We start from the raw sequence: 18,178 nt of genomic DNA, 5'->3' as shown, positions 1-18,178 counted from the left end.
AATGAAATTTATTCTAACCGTGTTATTGATTTTACCTTTTTTAGGATTTTCTCAAAGATTTCCAACACCTCCATCTAGTAGACAAATTAACAATCAGTTAATGAGCCAACATAATCAAATGATGCAACAGCAACAGATGATGAGAATGTTGCAAAACAGAGTTATTACTGATGAAGAAAAATTAGTTAATGAAACAAACAAAAGGGAAAAACTAGAAGAAAAGCAAGATGAATTAGATATTAAACTTGCCCAATTAACAGATGAATTAGTTAAAGTTAATGATAACTTGAATCTTTCACCAGAAGAGAAAATTAAGAGAAAAGAGAAAATAAACAAAGAAATTGACAAAACTCTTCTGAAATTTGACAAAAACTCAAAAAAAATTGAGGCTTCTGAAAAAAAGATTGAAGAAATAGAGCAAAAAATTGAAAAATCAAAAAAAGAACTTGAAGAAGAAGAAAATAAAAAATAATTTCATATCCCGATAAGCTTCAAAACTTATCGGGATTTTTTTATTCTATTACTGCAATCGCCTCAATTTCAATCAACCATTCTTTTCTTCCTAAACTTTCTATACCCACTAAAGTACTGGCTGGATAATTTTCATTTCCTAGAAAGACTTTTCTAACTTTTCTGAAAATGGGTAAATCCACTTCAGGATTAAAATTTACAATGTACGTATTCATTTTTACTACATCTTTAAAAGTTGCACTACAATTCGTAAGTTGCTTTTCTAAATTTTGAAATGTAGTTATCGTTTGCGCTTCTAAATCATTTCCATCACCAATTTGTCCTGAAATGTAAAGCGTTTTATAATTTCCCGTTTTTACTATTACGGTTTGAGAAAAACCTTCATTGGGTTCGATGTATTCTTTTTCAATCATTTGAGTTACATTAAATCTTGAGTAAAAATACTCGTTTTTTGTAAAAAGTAGTTTAAATTTGAACTTTAAACCCAATTGATTTGCAATTCACTACCAAAATACCAATTCCAAAAAACCATTTTCCAATCGATTATAGTTCGAAAATCTTGCTATTGGGTTCTTGTTTTGCGGAAAACATTGGAGATAAATTCGACTATTTTAAATTCCAAAGTACAACTAATCCTTTTGGAATTATCTTTAATGCAGTTTCTTTAGAAAAATTGATTCGTCGTGCTGTTGAAAACAAAAAGTTTACCGAAAACGATATTTTCTTTCATAACGAGTTATGGCATTGCTATGAAGTACATTCCGAATTATCACATCCAGACAAAGAAGAATTTCTGAATAATTTGAATTTGATTTTGGAAACCACTAAAAACCAGATTAATTCATTATCGCATTGCATTATTACATTAGGAACATCTTGGGTGTATCGAAATATGGAATCCAACGAAATAGTGGCCAATTGTCATAAAGTGCCGCAAAAACACTTTACTAAAGAATTACTTTCGATAAGTCAAACGGAAGAAAGTCTGCAAAAGATTGTTTCATTAATTCATTCGGTGAATCCAAATTGTCATTTCATTTTTACGGTTTCGCCTGTTCGCCACATCAAAGACGGATTTGTTGAAAACACGCTGAGTAAAGCGCATTTGATTACTGCTTTACACAAAACAATCACCCATTACCCATCACCCATGACCTATTTCCCATCTTACGAAATCATGATGGATGAATTGCGCGATTATCGTTTTTACGCCGAAGATATGTTGCATCCGAATCAAACCGCTATCGATTATATTTGGGAGCAATTTGCTGCTTCAACAATTTCCGAAGAAAACCAATCACTAATGATTGAAATCGAAAGTGTTCAAAAGAGTTTGACGCATAAACCGTTTAATCCCAATTCGGAAAGCCATCAGAAATTCATAAATCATCTCGATTTGAAAATTAAAACAATTCAAAATCAGTATCCATTTATAAAATTTTGTTAAAATAAGGCAATTGCCGTATTTCCTACGTAGTCTCTTTTTGTGAATTTTGGATTATCAAATAACACTAAAATTCACAATTATGAAAAAATTAAATTTTACTTCGGTTTTCTATTTGTTTGCCTTTTTATTTGTAACCTCTTTTGGTTATTCACAACGAATGATAAATGCAAACGAAGTAACTTCTCAATTCTTAAAAGAAACTTTTGATAACGCTTTTATCGAAGTTACAGAAGTTAAAGATACTTACATCAAAGTTAAGGATGTGTTCAATATGTATTTGGATATTGATAAAAATCAACGCTATGTTGCAATTAGCTCAACTTACAACTTAGTAGACGGAACTTCTCCAGCAAAAGCACTTGCTTTAATGAATAAAATTAATGCTGAGGTGGCTCTAATTAAAGTGTACTACAATCAGAATTCCAATTCTATTACGTATTACTATTATTTCTGGACAGATGGCGGATTTACCCAAAAATCTTTAATTAGTGCTTTTAGATTGTATAAATCGGCATTAACATTAACCTTAGAGAAAGACACAGAGCGTTTAATAAAATAGTGTAAGCATGAGAAGAAAATTAGATATTCTTAAATGGGTAGCTGGTGTTTTAATTCTATTAAATTGCTACAATTGTTTAGCCCAAAATCCTGATTTTACATACAAATTGGGAGGAAAAATAACATTCATGAAATTAACCGATGCAGGTGTATTGGTAGTAGCTAATGGTGAAGGACTTGTAGGAATTAAACCAGGAGCGTCACAACCTCATTTTAATTTCACAAGTTATGGAAAAGTAAAACCAGAAGAAATGGACTTTATTCCAATGTCTCCATACTTAGTAGTTAGCCAAGGAGGCTTTATGACGGCTAAAAAATCCGTAATTGATTTTGTTTCTGGAAAGAAAATGTTTGGAACTGAAGACAACGGATGGAAATTCACCAATCGATGTGATGTGATGTTGCCTCAGAATAAACTAGTAGTTTTAGGTTCGCGAAAAAGCGGTGCAATGGCCATCGGTTTGTATGATTTAGCCACTGGAAAAGAAGAAAGTCTAATCGAATTAAATGATCCTAAAAAAGTGGGTTCTGTGGCTTCAATTCCTCAGTTTAGTGGTAGACCAACAATTATTGGAAATGGTTTGTTAGTGCCAACAACCAAAAATTTGATTCAAATTAACACACAAACAGGTAAAATTGATTGGACAACCAAAACCGATGATATTACTTGGGTGGTAGCTGATGAATCTGGAACTGAAATTTATTGTTTTGAAGAAAGACCAAATGGTGATACCAAAATTTTTAAAGTGAGTAACAAAGGTGAAATCTTATGGAAAGAAGGTCAAAAACTTAAAGGAAGAGTGGTGAATTTTCAAATTTTACCACAAGGATTAGCAGTAGTTAGTAACGTAGATAATTCAGGAAAATCAGGTATTGCAAAAATAGCTTCAAGTGCTTCAGAATCAAAAATTATGATGTTGAGCGCTAAAGATGGTGAAGATTTATGGGAAAAAGCACCAAAGACTAAAGGTTATGTGCAACATTTTTATGTGATGGAAGATGGTATTTTATTTGGTATTCAAGAAGGCGGAATTAATAAAATTTCATTTGGAGGAACACCATTGTTTAAAAAACCGCTGAAAACGGGTGAAAACATTCACACTATGGCCATGACTCCCAAAGGAATGATTTATATAACGGATTCAGATGCCAACATTATTGATTTAAAAACAGGAGAATCGATTTGGAACAAGCCAATTCAATACAAAAAAGCGAAAGCTGTTTCAAGTACGTATGACAAGAAAAATAAACGCTATTTGATTTCAACAGGAGAAGAGATGATTGCTATTGATGAAAATTCAGGCGATGTTTCAACATTGGCAAGTTATAAATTTAATGAAAAAGAAGTGCCAGGAAGTTTAACTTCAAGAGATGGTGGTTTATTGTTAACATCCAGTCAAAATATAATGATGTTAAATTTTGATGGTTCTCAAAAGTTTCACGAGTATTATAAATCACCTGGAAAATCAACAGCAGGTAAAATATTTGCTGGAGTAATGGGAGTTGCCTCGGTAGCTGTTGCCTCTTCAGCAGCTTTAACAGCTGGTGCTAATAAGAATTCATTGGGAGATTACAATTCGTATGGTGAACGTGCTAAAATTGTTCAAGACGGATTTTCAGATATAGCTTCTGCTTCTTTTACTGAAATGAGTAAACGATTTAAAGCAACATCTGCTACTGAAAACTACCAATATATTTTAACCATGTTAGATAGTGGTGTAGGTTTAGTAAAAATAAATAAAGACAACGGAAGCAAAGAAAAAGAAGTATTGCTTAAAGATAAAAAACCAGAATACGAAGTTGATGAAATTGGTGGGATGTTATACTATCAAAAAGATGGATCAACGATATATGCATTCGATTTACAAAAATAATATTTTTTTGAATTTGTGTTAAGAGTCTCTGCCTAGTCAATGGATTAGGTGGAGATTTTTTTTAAGGCAAATGCCGTATTGCATAATTTAGAAAAAAAGTCCAACTTTGGTAATATTTAGAAAATTATGGCTACTAAACTTTTAAAGTTGCATTTTGGTTTTGTTTTACTGTTTTCTTTTTTAGAGACAACTGCTCAAAATTATACTAAGAAGCAAATAGATTCTATTAATCAAGTTCCCTATCATTTAAAAATCGAAAATACGTTTAAAAGTGAAAAAACTTTTCTTAACGGACTTTCTGCTGCTAAGGCCTTAAATTATAAAACAGGAATAGCGGATTCTTATGCCAATCTAGCAACTATTTATTTTTATCAAGGAAAATATGAGTTGAGCCAACGATACAATAATTTGGCAATCAAAGAATATAGTGCCTTGAAAAGATTTGATCAGGTAGCTTCTTTGTATGCTGGCTACGGCTATCACATGAAACGAAGAGATTTTCCAGAAGCATTAAGATATATGCAAAAAGGAATTAAACTAGCCGAAAAAAATAATGTTTCAGAAGAAGTTTTAAGCCCTATTTATGACAATTATGGCGTTCTTAAAGAAATGAATAAAGAATTTGATAGCGCCTATTATTTCTACAGAAAATCACTAGAATTAAAAGAAAAAGTTTCAGATAGTATTGGAATTCCTTACAGTTTGAATAAAATTGGGATGCTGCAACTTTTGGAAGGAAAGTTTGCTGTTGCCAAAGAAAATCTAGATAGAGCATATAGTATTCGTTTGAAAATCAATGATAAAATTGGGATTGCTGAAAATTTGAACTACTACGGTAGCTACTATTATGAAATTAACGATTTTAAAAAATCTAAAGAGTATTTTATTAAAGCGTTAGAGTTTAGTAAAAGATACAATTATGGCTATTTGAAACAAGAAAATTTAAAACGAATGGCTGAAGTGTATGAAGTACAAAACAATTACAAAGAAGCTTTAGAATATTTCAAGAAACATATTGTTTGTCGTGACAGTATTTCAGATGAAGCGATTAGAATCAGACAAGCCGAAATGCATACCAAATTTGATACCGAAGAAAAAGAAAAGCAAATTTTACTTCAAAGAGCAGAATTGGCCGAAAAAAATACAACTTTAATTATCGCATTTGGGCTCTTTTTGATTTCTGTATTGATTGGTTTCTTTGTGTACAACAGACAAAAAATGCGCAATTTACAATTGGAAAAAGAAAACCAATTGAAAGATGCTTTACTGAAAATTGAAACCCAAAACCGATTACAAGAACAACGTTTGCAAATTTCTAGAGATTTACATGATAATATTGGATCCCAACTCACATTTATTATTTCGTCTATCGATAATCTAAAATATGCTATCGGACAAGACAATCCAAAAGTTGAAGAAAAATTAACCAAAATAAGTGCGTTTACAAGAGAAACTATTGCAGAACTTCGCGATACCATTTGGGCAATGAACAAAGATGCGATCACTATTGAAGATTTGGAAGCTAGAATTTCAAATTTCATCGAAAATGCAAAAACATCATTAAGTGGTATTCAGTTTGAATTCAAGTCGAATTGTAGCGACAAACAATTGCATCCATTTTCTTCTAAAGACGGCATGAATATGTATCGCATCATTCAAGAAGCAGTCAATAACGCCATCAAACACGCCGAAGCTAGCCGAATTCAAGTTGAAATTAATTGTTTGAAAGATGAAATTCAATTCCAAATTTTAGACAACGGAAAAGGAATGATAGATGATCAAAATTCCTTTGGAAACGGACTAACTACAATGCGAAAACGCGCAAACGAATTGCATTCTGAATTACAAATCCAAGAATTGGAAAAAGGAACTGCAATTTCTTTTCAAATTTCAAACAGGAAGAATTTTGATTAATCAGAATAATATCTTTAATTTGAAAATCAGTTAAATAAGTTGAATTTAAATTCAAAATAAGGCAATTGCCCTATTGTATTACTATTGGAAAAACTTCATTTTTGAACATAATTAAAAACAAAAAGATGAAAAACTTTTACTCATTTCTATTAGGTTTGTTTATAGTATCAACTGCTGCAGCTCAAAATGTAGTTTTCCATGATACTTTTGATGATGATAAAAACAATTGGACAACAACAAAAGACGATTATGCTTCCTATATCAAAAAAGGAGAATTAATTATTGAAAATAAAAGTACAAATGGCGCAAAATGGCACTTGTACAAACTAGGAATCAATTCAGATGAAGTTGATTTTGATATTGAAGCTTCCATTAAAGTATTGAGCGCCTCAAAAGACACAGATACTTATGGTTTAGTTTGGTCGGGTTATAATGATAATTCTTATTACAATGTTGTTCGATTAACACCAGATAAACAAGTTCAATTGTATCAATATCAAAAAGATAAATTTGATTATTATAGACCATGGTCAAAAGAAAAATACATCAACGGTTACAAGAAAACTAACCGAATTAAAGTTGTTAAAAGAGCTAATATTACAAGGATTTATATCAATGATAATCTTGTGCACCAAACAGGTCAAAATTTTTATTTTGGAAATAAAATTGGCTTCATCTTAGATGCAAAAATGACTATAGCTATAGAAGAAGTTAAAGTTACAGAGTTCCCTAAGAAAATAAGAGTAGTGGATTCATACAATCCAAACCTAAAAATCGAAAAACTACCTGAAATAATTTCTTCCAAAGAATACGAAGAGACAAATCCGGTAGTTTCAGCAGATGGAACAATCTTGTATGTGGACAGAAAATATTGCGATTTAAATATTGGTGGAGCTGAAAAAGATGACATTTGGTATTCCGTAAAAGATGTAAATGGCAATTGGACACCGTTAAAAAATATAGGGAGACCATTAAATAATGAAGGTCATAATTTTGTCATTTCTTCTTCGCCAGATAATAATACATTATTGATTGGAAATACATATAAGCCTGATGGAAGTTCAAAAGGCTCTGGAGTTTCTATATCTAACAGAACAATTGATGGTTGGGAGATTCCTAAAGAAATGGTAATAAAAAATTATGAGAATAAAAGCAAGTTTGTTGCTTATTTTTTAACTTCTGACAATAAACATTTGTTAATGTCTTTAGAACGTTCTGAAGGTTACGGATTAAAAGATTTATATGTTTCTTTTAGAGAGAATGATAATACATGGTCCACTCCAAAAAACTTAGGAAATGTTATCAATACTTTTGAAGAAGACGTTAACCCATTTTTAGCATCCGATGGTAAAACGTTGTATTTTGCTAGTAGAGGTCACGAAGGTTATGGGGGTTATGATTTATTCGTTTCTAAACGATTAGATGATACTTGGACAAATTGGTCAATACCTGAAAATCTTGGAAATGTTATTAATACACCTGGAACAGAATTGAGTATATTTTTAGCGGCAAAAGGAGATAAAGCTTACATCAGCCGTTCAAAGGATATTTGGGAAGTTACGAATACTGTAAAACAAGATCCAGTAGTTTTAGTAAAAGGAAAAGTATATGATGCCAAAACAAAACAAGTCTTAAGTGCTCCAATCGTATACAATAATTTAAAAACCAATAAAGAATTAGGAACCGCTATTTCAGATCCAAAGACAGGAAGTTATAGCATTGTTTTACCTTACGGAAATTTATACAGTTTTATGGCTGAAAAATCAGGATATTACGCCGTAACCGAAAATGTAGATGTTACAAATCTTACTGAATATAAAGAAATTAATGTAGATTTATATTTAAACCCAATCGAGAAAGGACAAACCATTCGTTTGAATAATATTTTCTTTGAATCAGGTAAATTTGATTTATTGTCAGAGTCTTTTGCTGAACTAGACAAATTATTCAACATATTAAAAGAAAACAAAAAGCTTCAAATTGAAATTGCTGGTCATACTGATGCGGTTGGTTCTGATTCGAGCAACATGACATTGTCGAATAACAGAGCTAATTCTGTTATGAATTATCTAATAGCAAAAGGAATTGATAAATCTCGTTTGTCAGCAAAAGGATATGGCGAAACCAAGTTCATAGCAACAAATGATACCGAAGAAGGTAAACAATTGAACCGAAGAGTAGAATTTTCTATTTTAGATTTGTAAAATAAATTGTAAATTTAGAAATGCAAAAAACAATTAAAATAGGAATCATTGACGATAATAGTTTTTTAATCAAAGCGATTAAAGAAAAGTTATCTTTCTTCGACGATTTACAAATAAAATTTACCGCTATTCATGGTGAAGATTTACTTCAAAAATTAGCCGAAAACCACAATGTAGATGTTTTGTTAATGGATATCGAAATGCCAGTTCTCAATGGAATTGAAGCTACTAAAGCAGTAAAAAATAAGTTTCCACAAATCAAAATTATCATGTTAACGGTTTTTGATAATGATGAAAATATTTTCAATGCTATTAAAGCCGGAGCTGATGGTTATTTGCTAAAAGAGGTAGATCCAAAAAGTTTGCATCAAGGCATTCACGAAACTTTAAATGGAGGAGCAGCAATGAATCCATCAATTGCATTAAAAACCCTAAAATTATTGAGAAATCCAATAGAATTTCAAAATACAACTGAAGTAGAAGAAATTACGCTTTCACCAAGAGAAGTTGAGGTTTTAGAACAATTAAGTAAAGGTTTGAGTTATACAATTATTGCAGAAAATCTATTTCTTTCGCCTTCAACAGTAAGAAAACACATAGAGAATATTTACACCAAATTGCAAGTGCATTCTAAATTAGAAGCCGTACAAAAAGCAAAACAAAATAATATTATATAAATGAAAATGCTCCAAAAACTGGAGCATTTTTTATAACTTACTTTCTAAACTTTGCCATCCACCACCATTAATGCAATCAATTCCGTGCTGTTTTAGAATAGAAGTCGCTTGTGCACTTCGCATTCCTGAACGACAACAAGCAATTACAGGTTTATTCCATTTTTTGATGGTTTCAATATTGCCATTCAAAACTTGTAATGCAATATTTTTTGAACCTTTAATATGTCCGTCTGCAAATTCTTCCTTCGTACGAACATCTAAAATGATAGCTCCTTTTGCAACATATTCCTGAATGTCATTTGCTTTGTTTCCTAATCCTAAAAAATCTAAAATTCCCATAGCTTTTTAATTAATTTTCAATTTTATAATGCAAATGTAAAGCTAACACAAAAGTATTTCAGTAACAAAAGTTACGTTTCTAAATAATTCCTTATTTTTGATACCAATGAGAATAATAGATAGAAAAACGGAAATTATCAATTGTGCAGCCCAGTTATTCAAAAATAAGGGTTATAGTGCCGTAACTATGCGCGATATTGCACAAGCGCTCGATATTAAAGCGGCTAGTTTATACAATCATATCAAATCCAAACAAGAGATTTTAGTTTTAATTATCATCGAAATTGCTGAAGAATTTACGAGAGTAATGAACGAAATTCTCGAATCCGATGCGCCTACAATAAATAAAGTGGAACGTGTAATCCAGTTGCATATTGCTATAACAATCAGAAATTCAGATGCTTTGGCTTGCCTGAATAATGATTGGATGCATTTAACCGATGACCAGCTAGCTTATTTCATAAGAATGAGAGAAGATTATGAAAATAACTTCCGAAAAATCATTAAAAATGGTGTTGAACAAGGTGAAATTAAAGCTAATAATCAAGAAGTTATGGTGTTTTCAATTCTTTCTACTTTACGAACGCTTTATCTTTGGTATGGAAAAACTAAAAAAATATCCGCTGAAGAATTACAGAAAAGTATGTCAGAATTATACTTAAAAGGCATTACCAATAAATAACAGTTGTTAATTTTTTAAAGACAGTATAAATATTTCAAAAATTTAAGTAAATTTGCATTGTAAACTAACAATTGTTAGTTTGATATAATTTAGTTTTATGGTAAAGTTTTATCCAATTCAAATAGCTGATATTCAAAAGGAAACCAAAGATTGTTCTGTGGTAACTTTTGATATTCCAAATGATTTAAAAGAAGAATTTAAATTCAATCAAGGCCAACATCTTACTTTAAAAACCATAATAAATGGAGAAGAAGTGAGACGTTCGTATTCCCTTTGTTCGAGTCCGCTTGAAGATAAATGGCAAGTAGTAGTTAAGAAAATTAACGGTGGTTTGTTTTCAACATTCATAAATACGGAACTAAAAAAAGGTGATACTTTGGAAATAATGCCACCAAGCGGTCATTTTTTCAAACCTGTTGATACTACTAAAGCCAAAAATTATATCGTTTTTGCAGCGGGAAGTGGTATCACACCAATTCTTTCAATCATCAAAACACATTTAGCAGCAGAGCCAAATGCAACTTTTAAGTTATTTTATTTGAATAGAACCGTAAAATCTATTATCTTTAAAGAGCAAATTGAACAGCTTAAAAATGTGTATTTCAATCGTTTAGAGATTTTTCACTTTCTAACCAAAGAGCACAGACCTGTAGAACTTTTCAACGGAAGATTTACCAAAGAAAAACTACAAGTAATGGCTGAAAAATTATTCGACCCAAAAGAGATAGATGAATGTTTCATTTGTGGTCCAGAAGATATGATTTTCTTATTACGTGATGAATTAGTTGCATTAGGTTTGGATAAAGAGAAAATCCACTACGAATTATTCGTAACGGGAATTTCAGAAGAAGATAAAAAACGTGCAGCAACAATCGCTGAAAAGAAAGTAGAAGGAACTGAAGTAACCATAATCGACGGTGGAAAAGAATTTCATTTCATTATGGAAGCCGATTACGATAATATTTTAGACGGAGCAATTGCTGCTGGTGCCGATTTACCTTTCGCTTGTAAAGGTGGCGTTTGTGGAACTTGCCGTTGTAAAATCGTAGAAGGAACAGCAGAAATGAAAATCAACTACGCATTGGATGAAAGTGAAGTTGAAAAACAATTGACATTAAGCTGTCAAGCAGTCCCAACATCTAAGAAATTAGTTGTTGATTTTGGAATTTAAAAATTTGTTTCAAGTTTCAAGTTTCAGGTTGTACAACTTCGAACTTTAAACTTTAAACTTTAAATAAAAAGTTATGTCTGAAAAAGAAATTAAAAGTTTAGAAGAAATTTTCGAAGCAAAAATTGCTAGAGACGAAAAAATTGAACCAAAAGATTGGATGCCAGAGAAATACCGTCAAACGCATATTAGACAAATTTCTCAACATGCCCATTCTGAAATTGTAGGAATGTTGCCAGAAGGAAACTGGATCACAAGAGCGCCTTCTTTAAAAAGAAAAGTAGCTTTATTAGCAAAAATTCAAGACGAAGCGGGTCACGGTTTGTACTTATACAGCGCTTGTGAAACTTTAGGAATCTCAAGAGACGAATTGTACGAACAATTGCATTCTGGAAAAGCAAAATATTCAAGTATCTTCAATTATCCAACATTAACTTGGGCTGATATGGGTGCAGTGGGTTGGTTAGTAGATGGTGCTGCCATTATCAATCAGGTGCCATTGTGTGCCACTTCTTACGGACCTTACGCAAGAGCAATGGTACGTGTTTGTAAAGAGGAAAGTTTTCACCAACGTCAAGGATTCCAAATCATGATGACGTTGGCTGAAGGAACTCCTGAGCAAAAAGAAATGGCTCAAGATGCTTTAAATCGTTGGTGGTTTCCAGCTTTAATGATGTTAGGGCCAACAGACGACGCTTCTGTTCATACCGCACAATCCATGAAATGGAAATTAAAAAGAAAAACCAATGACGAGTTACGCCAACAATTTGTAGACCAAACCGTTCCTCAAGCAGAAATGATTGGACTAACCATTCCAGATCCAAATTTAAAATGGAATCCAGAAACCAAACATTACGAATTCAGTGAATTGGATTGGGAAGAATTTTGGCAAGTAGTAAAAGGTCACGGCCCATGTAATAAAATGCGATTAGATGCCAGAAGAAATGCATGGAACAATGGCGAATGGGTAAGAAATGCAGCCATGGCTTACGCCGAAAAACAAGAAAACAGAGAAGTAAAACAAGCTATATAATAAGTTCTCAGTCACAGTTTTCAGTATTCAAACTGCTAACTGCGACTGCGACTGTAAACTATAAAGAAATGAAAAATTGGCCACTTTGGGAAGTATTTATCAGAAGTAAAAACGGACTAGAACACCGTCATTGCGGTTCGTTACATGCCAGCGATGCCACAATGGCATTAGAAAACGCTCGCGATGTGTATACACGAAGAATGGAAGGCGTTAGTATTTGGGTAGTACCATCAAGCCAAATTACAGCATCAAATCCAGAATTAAACGGAGAAACATTTGAACCAGCAATGGACAAAGCGTATCGTCATCCCACTTTTTATGAATTGCCTGACGAATTAAAACATATGTAATAGTTCTTCTTGAGTATTCCCATCCTTTGGAGGGGTGCCCGAAGGGCGGGGTGGTTTTAAGCTACCTCATTTATAAAAATAATTTGCAAATTCGATCTAAATAAAACAGTTTCGAGTTTGTAAAAAACTAATTAGAAATGAACAACAATTTAATTCAATATATCTACGGTATTGCTGATAACTCACTAATCTTGGGACAACGTCTAGGTGAATTATGCGGACACGGACCAAGCTTGGAAACCGATATTGCTTTGACTAACATCTCCTTAGATTTGTTTGGTCAAGTCAGAAGTTACTACCAATACGCCGCCAAAATTCAAGGAAACGACACTACCGAAGATACCATAGCTTTCTTACGAAAAGAAAGAGAATACAAAAACGTTCTTTTGGTAGAACAACCAAATGCAGATTTCGCTTATTCTATTACGAGACAATTTTTGTTTGATATGTTCCACATCGAATTATTAAACGAATTGCAAAACAGTAAAGACGAAACTTTAGCAGCTATTGCCAAAAAGAGCATCAAAGAAGTAAGCTATCACGTAAGATTCTCTTCAGATTGGATGCGTCGTTTAGGAGATGGAACTGAAGAAAGTAACCAAAGAGTGCAAACTGCAGTTAACGATTTATGGGTTTTTACAGATGAACTTTTCCACCAAACCGATGCAGATAAAGCAATGGTTTCAGAAGGAATAGGAGTAGATGTAACCCAACTAAAACAAAGCTATTACCATAAAGTAAGCGCAATTTTAGAAGAAGCAACAATTGAAGTTCCAAAAATTGAATACTTCCAAAAAGGAGGAAAACAAGGAATTCACAGCGAATACATGGGTTACATTTTAAACGAAATGCAATACATGCAACGCACCTATCCAAATATGAACTGGTAATATTCCCATCCTTTGGAGGGGTGCCCGAAAGGCGGGGTGGTTAAAATATTAGCTTTCCAAATTTAATTTATGACAGAACAACTAACACATATCGACCCAAAACTTTTCGAAATCCTCGAAACAGTTTCAGATCCAGAAATTCCGGTATTATCTATCGTGGAAATGGGTGTTGTACGTTCGGCACAAATGGTTGAAAATGTGGCTGAAATTGTCATAACACCAACATACAGCGGTTGTCCTGCAATGGATGTTATTGGTGAAGATATCAGATTAGCATTCAAGCAAAAAGGAATTGAAGCTAAAGTAGTATTAGTTTTATCACCAGCTTGGACTACGGATTGGATTACACCCAAAGGAAGAAAAGCACTAGAAAAATACGGAATAGCCGCTCCATTAGAAGCCGAAGCGGACAAAGAAGCATTATTAGGAAATAAAAAATTAGTCAAATGCCCGCAATGCCAATCAACAAATACGAAGTTGGTAAGCCAGTTTGGTTCAACAGCTTGTAAAGCTTTGTTCCAATGTGAAGATTGCCTAGAGCCGTTTGATTATTTTAAATGTTTGAAATAAAAATACAATTGACCTGCAAAGTTGCAAAACCTTGCAGGTCTTATAACTTAAAATAGGTATGAGCACAAATTCAATTGAACTAAAAATTGAAAATAATATTGCATTTATTGCATTGAACAGACCCGATGTTTTTAACAGTTTCAACAGAGAAATGGCTTTGTTGTTGCAAAATGTTTTAGACCAATGCCAAACGGATGCTAACGTAAGAGCTATTGTTTTAACTGGAAACGGAAAAGCATTTTGTGCCGGTCAAGATTTGAAAGAAGTGACTTCTCCAGAATTAAATCCGGGTTTTAGAAAAATTTTGGAAGAACATTACAACCCAATCATCCAAAGAATCAGAACCATCGAAAAACCAATCGTAGCAGCTGTAAATGGAGTTGCTGCTGGTGCTGGTGCTAATATTGCTTTAGCATGTGATATTGTAGTTGCCACTGAAAATGCATCGTTTATTCAAGCGTTTAGTAAAATTGGTTTAGTACCAGATAGTGCGGGAACTTTTTTCTTACCAAGATTAATTGGTTTCCAAAAAGCTAGCGCATTAATGCTTTTAGGCGATAAAGTTACAGCAACAGAAGCCGCACAAATGGGAATGATTTTTAAAGTTTTTACTGAAGAAAATTTCAAAGAGGAAGTAAATAAATTAGCAACAACATTAGCGCAAATGCCAACGAAGGCATTAGGTTTAACCAAAAGATTACTAAATCAATCCATGAATAATAATCTTGACCAACAACTAGCTATGGAAAGCGATTTGCAAATTGAAGCTAGTTCGTCAAATGATTATAATGAAGGCGTAACCGCTTTCGTAGAAAAAAGAAAACCAGAATTTAAAGGAAATTAATTTACTATATTCCGAATAAGCCCCATCGGGGCGACCTGTTGGTAATAAAAAGATATAATGTTTATAAAAGTCCCATCGGGACGACCTGTAAAAAATGAACGTAGCAGTAATAGGATCCGGAACAATGGGAAGTGGCATCGCACAAGTAGCCGCAACTTCTGGTTGTACTGTGAAAATATATGATACCAACGAACAAGCCTTGCAAAAAAGCAAACAAAGTTTAGAGGTAACCCTATCAAAATTAGTCGAAAAAGCCAAAATTGACGAAAACGAAAAAAATCGCATTCAAAACGCCATTTCTTACGTCAATACATTACAAGAATTAGCCGATTCCAATTTAGTAATCGAAGCAATTATTGAAAATTTAGACATCAAAAGAAAACTGTTTTCAGAACTAGAATCTTTGGTGGCACCAGAAACTATTTTAGCTTCCAATACGTCGTCGTTGTCAATTGCCTCAATTGCAGCTTCATGCCAAAAACCAGAACGCGTTATTGGAATTCACTTTTTCAATCCAGCGCCATTAATGCAATTGGTAGAAGTAGTTCCAGCAGTGCAAACCAGCGAAGAAGTCTTGAATAAAACCGTACAAATTATTTCAGATTGGAAAAAAGTAGTCGCCGTTGCCAAAGATACACCTGGATTTATCGTAAATCGGGTTGCTCGACCTTTCTACAGCGAAAGTTTACGTATTTATGAAGAAGGCGTTGCTGATTTTGCTACTATCGATTGGAGTTTAAAAACCATCGGAAATTTCAGAATGGGACCATTCGAACTCATGGATTTCATTGGTCACGATGTCAATTATGTAGTTACAGAAACTGTATTTACCGCTTTTTATTTCGATCCAAGATACAAACCATCTTTCACTCAAAAACGATTACTAGAAGCAGGCTATTTGGGAAGAAAATCAGGTAGAGGATTTTACGATTATAGCAAAGAATTACCAAAACCAACAGAAGATTTAACCTTAGCGAAACAAATTTTTGAACGCGTAATAGTCATGCTAATCAACGAAGCTGCGGATGCTTTGTTTTTAAATATCGCCTCAGCAAAAGACATTGACAACGCCATGACCAAAGGTGTTAATTATCCAAAAGGATTATTAGCTTGGACAGATGAATTAGGAATCGATTGGTGCGTAAACAAATTAGACGAATTATACAACGAATATCACGAAGACAGATACAGATGTAGTCCAATATTACGTCGAATGAATAAAGAGAATAAAACTTTTTTCTAAAAATAAACTTAGCGAACATTGCGTAAATCCTTGCGCACTTTGCGGTTAAAAACAACAAAATGGAAGGAACAAAAATACCATACAAAATGTTAAGTCAAGACGCTTACAGTCAATGGCTCGGAATCGAAATTCTCGAATGCGAAATCGGTCGATGCAAAGTAGCTATGACGGTTCGCAAAGAAATGCTTAACAGTATGTTCAAAGCCCATGGTGGAATTACTTATTCGCTTGCAGATACTGCTTTTGGGTTTGCTGCCAATACACACGGAAAATTTGCAGTTTCCATCGAAACTTCAATAAATCACATCGAAGCAGTAAACGAAGGTGATTATTTAACTGCTGAATCAGTAATAGAAAAAGTCAATAACAAACTAGGATTCAATATAATAGAAGTAAAAAGAGGCGACGAATTAGTGGCTCTTTTCAAAGGTGTAGTTTATCGTACTCAAAAAGATTGGGAAGAATAAAATTTTAGAAGCGAATGGCTCGGGCATTTATGTAATCCATTTTCCCGCTTTTCGTTTCAATCTTTTACAAACCTAACAGGTTTCTAAAACCTGTTAGGTTTGTAAAAGGATTTTCACTTCAATCGGGGCTAGATGGGAAGTGTAAGGTGAAAAACAAAATTAAAATTAAAAATAAGTTCAAAGTTGTGCAACTGAAAACTACCAACTGAAAACTGTCAACTGAAATATGGAAGCATACATTATAGACGGAGTTCGAACTCCAATAGGAAATTATCAAGGCGCATTAGCCGCTGTTCGTGCCGATGATTTGGCTGCAATTGTAATCAAAGCCATTGTAGAAAAAAATCCAAACATTCCACCATCAGCTTATGATGACGTAATCTTAGGTTGCGCTAATCAAGCAGGAGAAGACAATAGAAACGTAGCGAGAATGGCAGCATTATTAGCTGGATTACCGTATTCTGTTCCAGGGGAAACCATAAATCGTTTGTGTAGTTCGGGTTTATCAGCTGTAATTCATGCTAACAGAGCCATTAAAACTGGCGACGGACATCTATTCATCGCTGGTGGTGTGGAACACATGACACGCGGTCCATTGGTAGTATCAAAACCATCAACAGCTTACGGAACTGATAGTAAAATGTACGACAGTAGCTTCGGTTGGCGTTTTGTAAATCCAAAAATGCAGCAAATGTACGGAACTGACGCCATGGGTGAAACCGCAGAAAACTTGGTAGACAAATACCAAATTTCTCGCGAAGACCAAGACGCTTTCGCATACAACAGCCAAATGAAAGCCACAAAAGCGCAACAATCTGGACGCTTAGCAAAAGAAATTGTAGCGGTTGAAATTCCACAAAGAAAAGGAGAACCAGTTGTAGTAGCACAAGACCAATTTATCAAACCAAATACCACGCTGGAAGGATTAGGAAATTTACGTTCCGCTTTCAGAAAAGAAGGAACCGTAACAGCTGGAAACGCTTCTGGACTAAATGATGGAGCTGCAGCAACAATCATAGCCTCTGAAGAAGCAGTAAAAAAATACAACTTAAAACCATTAGCTAGAATTGTAAGTTCAGCAGTGGTTGGTGTAGAACCAAGAATCATGGGAATTGGTCCAGTTGAAGCTACAAACAAGGCATTAGAAAAAGCAGGATTAACACTGAACGATATCGATATCATTGAGTTAAACGAAGCTTTCGCTGCTCAAGCATTAGCTTGCACAAGAGCTTGGGGAATTGCCGACAACGACCCAAGATTAAATCCAAACGGAGGCTCAATTGCTATTGGTCACCCTCTTGGAGTTACTGGTGCTAGAATTGCTTATTCCGCAGCTTTAGAATTGCAATTAACAGGAAAAAGATATGCGTTAATCACCATGTGTATTGGCGTTGGTCAAGGTTACGCAGCGATTATTGAACGAGTTTAAAAACTTAGCGACTCTTGC

General features: G+C 33.6%; 19 protein-coding genes. 17 read left to right on the top strand and 2 right to left on the bottom strand.

What is annotated here, in order from left to right; translation table 11 throughout:
• The first annotated feature begins 1 nt into the window (after position 1).
• Positions 2–472, top strand: a complete 471-nt coding sequence (locus DPN68_RS01955) for a hypothetical protein (protein WP_113987916.1) — start codon at positions 2–4, stop codon at positions 470–472.
• A 40-nt stretch (positions 473–512) separates the two neighbouring features.
• Here DPN68_RS01955 and DPN68_RS01950 read toward each other — a convergent pair whose 3' ends face one another.
• Positions 513–884, bottom strand: a complete 372-nt coding sequence (locus DPN68_RS01950; protein WP_133256551.1) for a RidA family protein — start codon at positions 882–884, stop codon at positions 513–515.
• An 80-nt stretch (positions 885–964) separates the two neighbouring features.
• Here DPN68_RS01950 and DPN68_RS01945 point away from each other — a divergent pair, with 80 nt between their 5' ends.
• The 6 genes from DPN68_RS01945 to DPN68_RS01920 all read left to right on the top strand — a co-directional run bounded on the left by DPN68_RS01945 (position 965) and on the right by DPN68_RS01920 (position 9,145).
• Positions 965–1,918: a GSCFA domain-containing protein gene (locus DPN68_RS01945; RefSeq protein ID WP_113987914.1), complete on the top strand. Its 954-nt coding sequence runs from the start codon at positions 965–967 to the stop codon at positions 1,916–1,918.
• Between the two features lie 79 nt (positions 1,919–1,997).
• A complete protein-coding gene (locus tag DPN68_RS01940) occupies positions 1,998–2,477 on the top strand; it encodes a YbjN domain-containing protein (RefSeq protein WP_113987913.1) in 480 nt (159 codons plus the stop codon).
• Between the two features lie 7 nt (positions 2,478–2,484).
• A complete protein-coding gene (locus DPN68_RS01935; protein ID WP_113987912.1) occupies positions 2,485–4,350 on the top strand; it encodes an outer membrane protein assembly factor BamB family protein in 1,866 nt (621 codons plus the stop codon).
• 126 nt (positions 4,351–4,476) lie between these two features.
• On the top strand, positions 4,477–6,264 hold the full coding sequence (locus tag DPN68_RS01930; RefSeq protein ID WP_113987911.1) for a tetratricopeptide repeat-containing sensor histidine kinase: 1,788 nt from the start codon (positions 4,477–4,479) through the stop codon (positions 6,262–6,264).
• A 125-nt stretch (positions 6,265–6,389) separates the two neighbouring features.
• Positions 6,390–8,468, top strand: a complete 2,079-nt coding sequence (locus DPN68_RS01925) for an OmpA family protein (protein WP_113987910.1) — start codon at positions 6,390–6,392, stop codon at positions 8,466–8,468.
• Positions 8,469–8,488: 20 nt separating this feature from the next.
• Positions 8,489–9,145, top strand: coding sequence for a response regulator (locus DPN68_RS01920; protein ID WP_113987909.1), 657 nt, complete (start codon positions 8,489–8,491; stop codon positions 9,143–9,145).
• Between the two features lie 30 nt (positions 9,146–9,175).
• Here DPN68_RS01920 and DPN68_RS01915 read toward each other — a convergent pair whose 3' ends face one another.
• Entirely contained in the window at positions 9,176–9,484 is a 309-nt protein-coding gene (locus DPN68_RS01915; RefSeq protein WP_113987908.1) for a rhodanese-like domain-containing protein, read from the bottom strand.
• A 106-nt stretch (positions 9,485–9,590) separates the two neighbouring features.
• On the opposite strand from DPN68_RS01915, the gene DPN68_RS01910 reads away from it, so the two are divergent.
• The 10 genes from DPN68_RS01910 (at position 9,591) to pcaF (ending at position 18,160) form a co-directional block, all read left to right on the top strand.
• Complete coding sequence (locus tag DPN68_RS01910) at positions 9,591–10,166, top strand: TetR/AcrR family transcriptional regulator (RefSeq protein ID WP_193477823.1); 576 nt, start codon at positions 9,591–9,593, stop codon at positions 10,164–10,166.
• A 97-nt stretch (positions 10,167–10,263) separates the two neighbouring features.
• Positions 10,264–11,337: a 2Fe-2S iron-sulfur cluster-binding protein gene (locus DPN68_RS01905; protein WP_113987907.1), complete on the top strand. Its 1,074-nt coding sequence runs from the start codon at positions 10,264–10,266 to the stop codon at positions 11,335–11,337.
• 73 nt (positions 11,338–11,410) lie between these two features.
• Entirely contained in the window at positions 11,411–12,367 is a 957-nt protein-coding gene (gene paaA, locus DPN68_RS01900) for a 1,2-phenylacetyl-CoA epoxidase subunit PaaA (RefSeq protein ID WP_113987906.1), read from the top strand.
• Positions 12,368–12,435: 68 nt separating this feature from the next.
• Complete coding sequence (gene paaB, locus DPN68_RS01895; protein ID WP_113987905.1) at positions 12,436–12,717, top strand: 1,2-phenylacetyl-CoA epoxidase subunit PaaB; 282 nt, start codon at positions 12,436–12,438, stop codon at positions 12,715–12,717.
• A gap of 137 nt (positions 12,718–12,854) precedes the next feature.
• Complete coding sequence (gene paaC / locus DPN68_RS01890) at positions 12,855–13,607, top strand: 1,2-phenylacetyl-CoA epoxidase subunit PaaC (protein WP_113987904.1); 753 nt, start codon at positions 12,855–12,857, stop codon at positions 13,605–13,607.
• A 69-nt stretch (positions 13,608–13,676) separates the two neighbouring features.
• On the top strand, positions 13,677–14,177 hold the full coding sequence (gene paaD, locus DPN68_RS01885; protein ID WP_113987903.1) for a 1,2-phenylacetyl-CoA epoxidase subunit PaaD: 501 nt from the start codon (positions 13,677–13,679) through the stop codon (positions 14,175–14,177).
• Positions 14,178–14,235: 58 nt separating this feature from the next.
• Positions 14,236–15,021 carry an enoyl-CoA hydratase-related protein gene (locus DPN68_RS01880; protein ID WP_113987902.1) on the top strand — a complete coding sequence of 262 codons (786 nt, stop codon included), beginning with the start codon at positions 14,236–14,238 and terminating at the stop codon, positions 15,019–15,021.
• Positions 15,022–15,115: 94 nt separating this feature from the next.
• Positions 15,116–16,264, top strand: a complete 1,149-nt coding sequence (locus DPN68_RS01875; protein ID WP_113987901.1) for a 3-hydroxyacyl-CoA dehydrogenase NAD-binding domain-containing protein — start codon at positions 15,116–15,118, stop codon at positions 16,262–16,264.
• A 59-nt stretch (positions 16,265–16,323) separates the two neighbouring features.
• Positions 16,324–16,731: a PaaI family thioesterase gene (locus DPN68_RS01870; protein ID WP_113987900.1), complete on the top strand. Its 408-nt coding sequence runs from the start codon at positions 16,324–16,326 to the stop codon at positions 16,729–16,731.
• Positions 16,732–16,957: 226 nt separating this feature from the next.
• Positions 16,958–18,160 (top strand): 3-oxoadipyl-CoA thiolase, encoded by a 1,203-nt coding sequence (gene pcaF / locus DPN68_RS01865; protein WP_113987899.1) that lies wholly within the window; start codon positions 16,958–16,960, stop codon positions 18,158–18,160.
• Positions 18,161–18,178: the final 18 nt, after the last annotated feature.

The sequence above is a fragment of the Flavobacterium tibetense genome, assembly GCF_003293845.1.
Lineage (GTDB): Bacteria > Bacteroidota > Bacteroidia > Flavobacteriales > Flavobacteriaceae > Flavobacterium > Flavobacterium tibetense.
The sequence above is the reverse complement of the archived record's forward strand: the minus strand, read 5'-3'. Positions and strand labels throughout refer to the sequence as shown.

Excerpts from the sequence above, each read along its gene's own strand:
- DPN68_RS01955 (WP_113987916.1), top strand. The coding sequence starts at position 2 with ATGAAATTTATTCTAACCGTGTTATTGATTTTACCTTTTTTAGGATTT.
- DPN68_RS01950 (WP_133256551.1), bottom strand. The coding sequence starts at position 884 with ATGATTGAAAAAGAATACATCGAACCCAATGAAGGTTTTTCTCAAACC.
- DPN68_RS01940 (WP_113987913.1), top strand. The coding sequence starts at position 1,998 with ATGAAAAAATTAAATTTTACTTCGGTTTTCTATTTGTTTGCCTTTTTA.
- DPN68_RS01935 (WP_113987912.1), top strand. The coding sequence starts at position 2,485 with ATGAGAAGAAAATTAGATATTCTTAAATGGGTAGCTGGTGTTTTAATT.
- DPN68_RS01930 (WP_113987911.1), top strand. The coding sequence starts at position 4,477 with ATGGCTACTAAACTTTTAAAGTTGCATTTTGGTTTTGTTTTACTGTTT.
- DPN68_RS01925 (WP_113987910.1), top strand. The coding sequence starts at position 6,390 with ATGAAAAACTTTTACTCATTTCTATTAGGTTTGTTTATAGTATCAACT.
- DPN68_RS01920 (WP_113987909.1), top strand. The coding sequence starts at position 8,489 with ATGCAAAAAACAATTAAAATAGGAATCATTGACGATAATAGTTTTTTA.
- DPN68_RS01915 (WP_113987908.1), bottom strand. The coding sequence starts at position 9,484 with ATGGGAATTTTAGATTTTTTAGGATTAGGAAACAAAGCAAATGACATT.
- DPN68_RS01910 (WP_193477823.1), top strand. The coding sequence starts at position 9,591 with ATGAGAATAATAGATAGAAAAACGGAAATTATCAATTGTGCAGCCCAG.
- DPN68_RS01905 (WP_113987907.1), top strand. The coding sequence starts at position 10,264 with ATGGTAAAGTTTTATCCAATTCAAATAGCTGATATTCAAAAGGAAACC.
- paaA (WP_113987906.1), top strand. The coding sequence starts at position 11,411 with ATGTCTGAAAAAGAAATTAAAAGTTTAGAAGAAATTTTCGAAGCAAAA.
- paaB (WP_113987905.1), top strand. The coding sequence starts at position 12,436 with ATGAAAAATTGGCCACTTTGGGAAGTATTTATCAGAAGTAAAAACGGA.
- paaC (WP_113987904.1), top strand. The coding sequence starts at position 12,855 with ATGAACAACAATTTAATTCAATATATCTACGGTATTGCTGATAACTCA.
- paaD (WP_113987903.1), top strand. The coding sequence starts at position 13,677 with ATGACAGAACAACTAACACATATCGACCCAAAACTTTTCGAAATCCTC.
- DPN68_RS01880 (WP_113987902.1), top strand. The coding sequence starts at position 14,236 with ATGAGCACAAATTCAATTGAACTAAAAATTGAAAATAATATTGCATTT.
- DPN68_RS01875 (WP_113987901.1), top strand. The coding sequence starts at position 15,116 with ATGAACGTAGCAGTAATAGGATCCGGAACAATGGGAAGTGGCATCGCA.
- DPN68_RS01870 (WP_113987900.1), top strand. The coding sequence starts at position 16,324 with ATGGAAGGAACAAAAATACCATACAAAATGTTAAGTCAAGACGCTTAC.
- pcaF (WP_113987899.1), top strand. The coding sequence starts at position 16,958 with ATGGAAGCATACATTATAGACGGAGTTCGAACTCCAATAGGAAATTAT.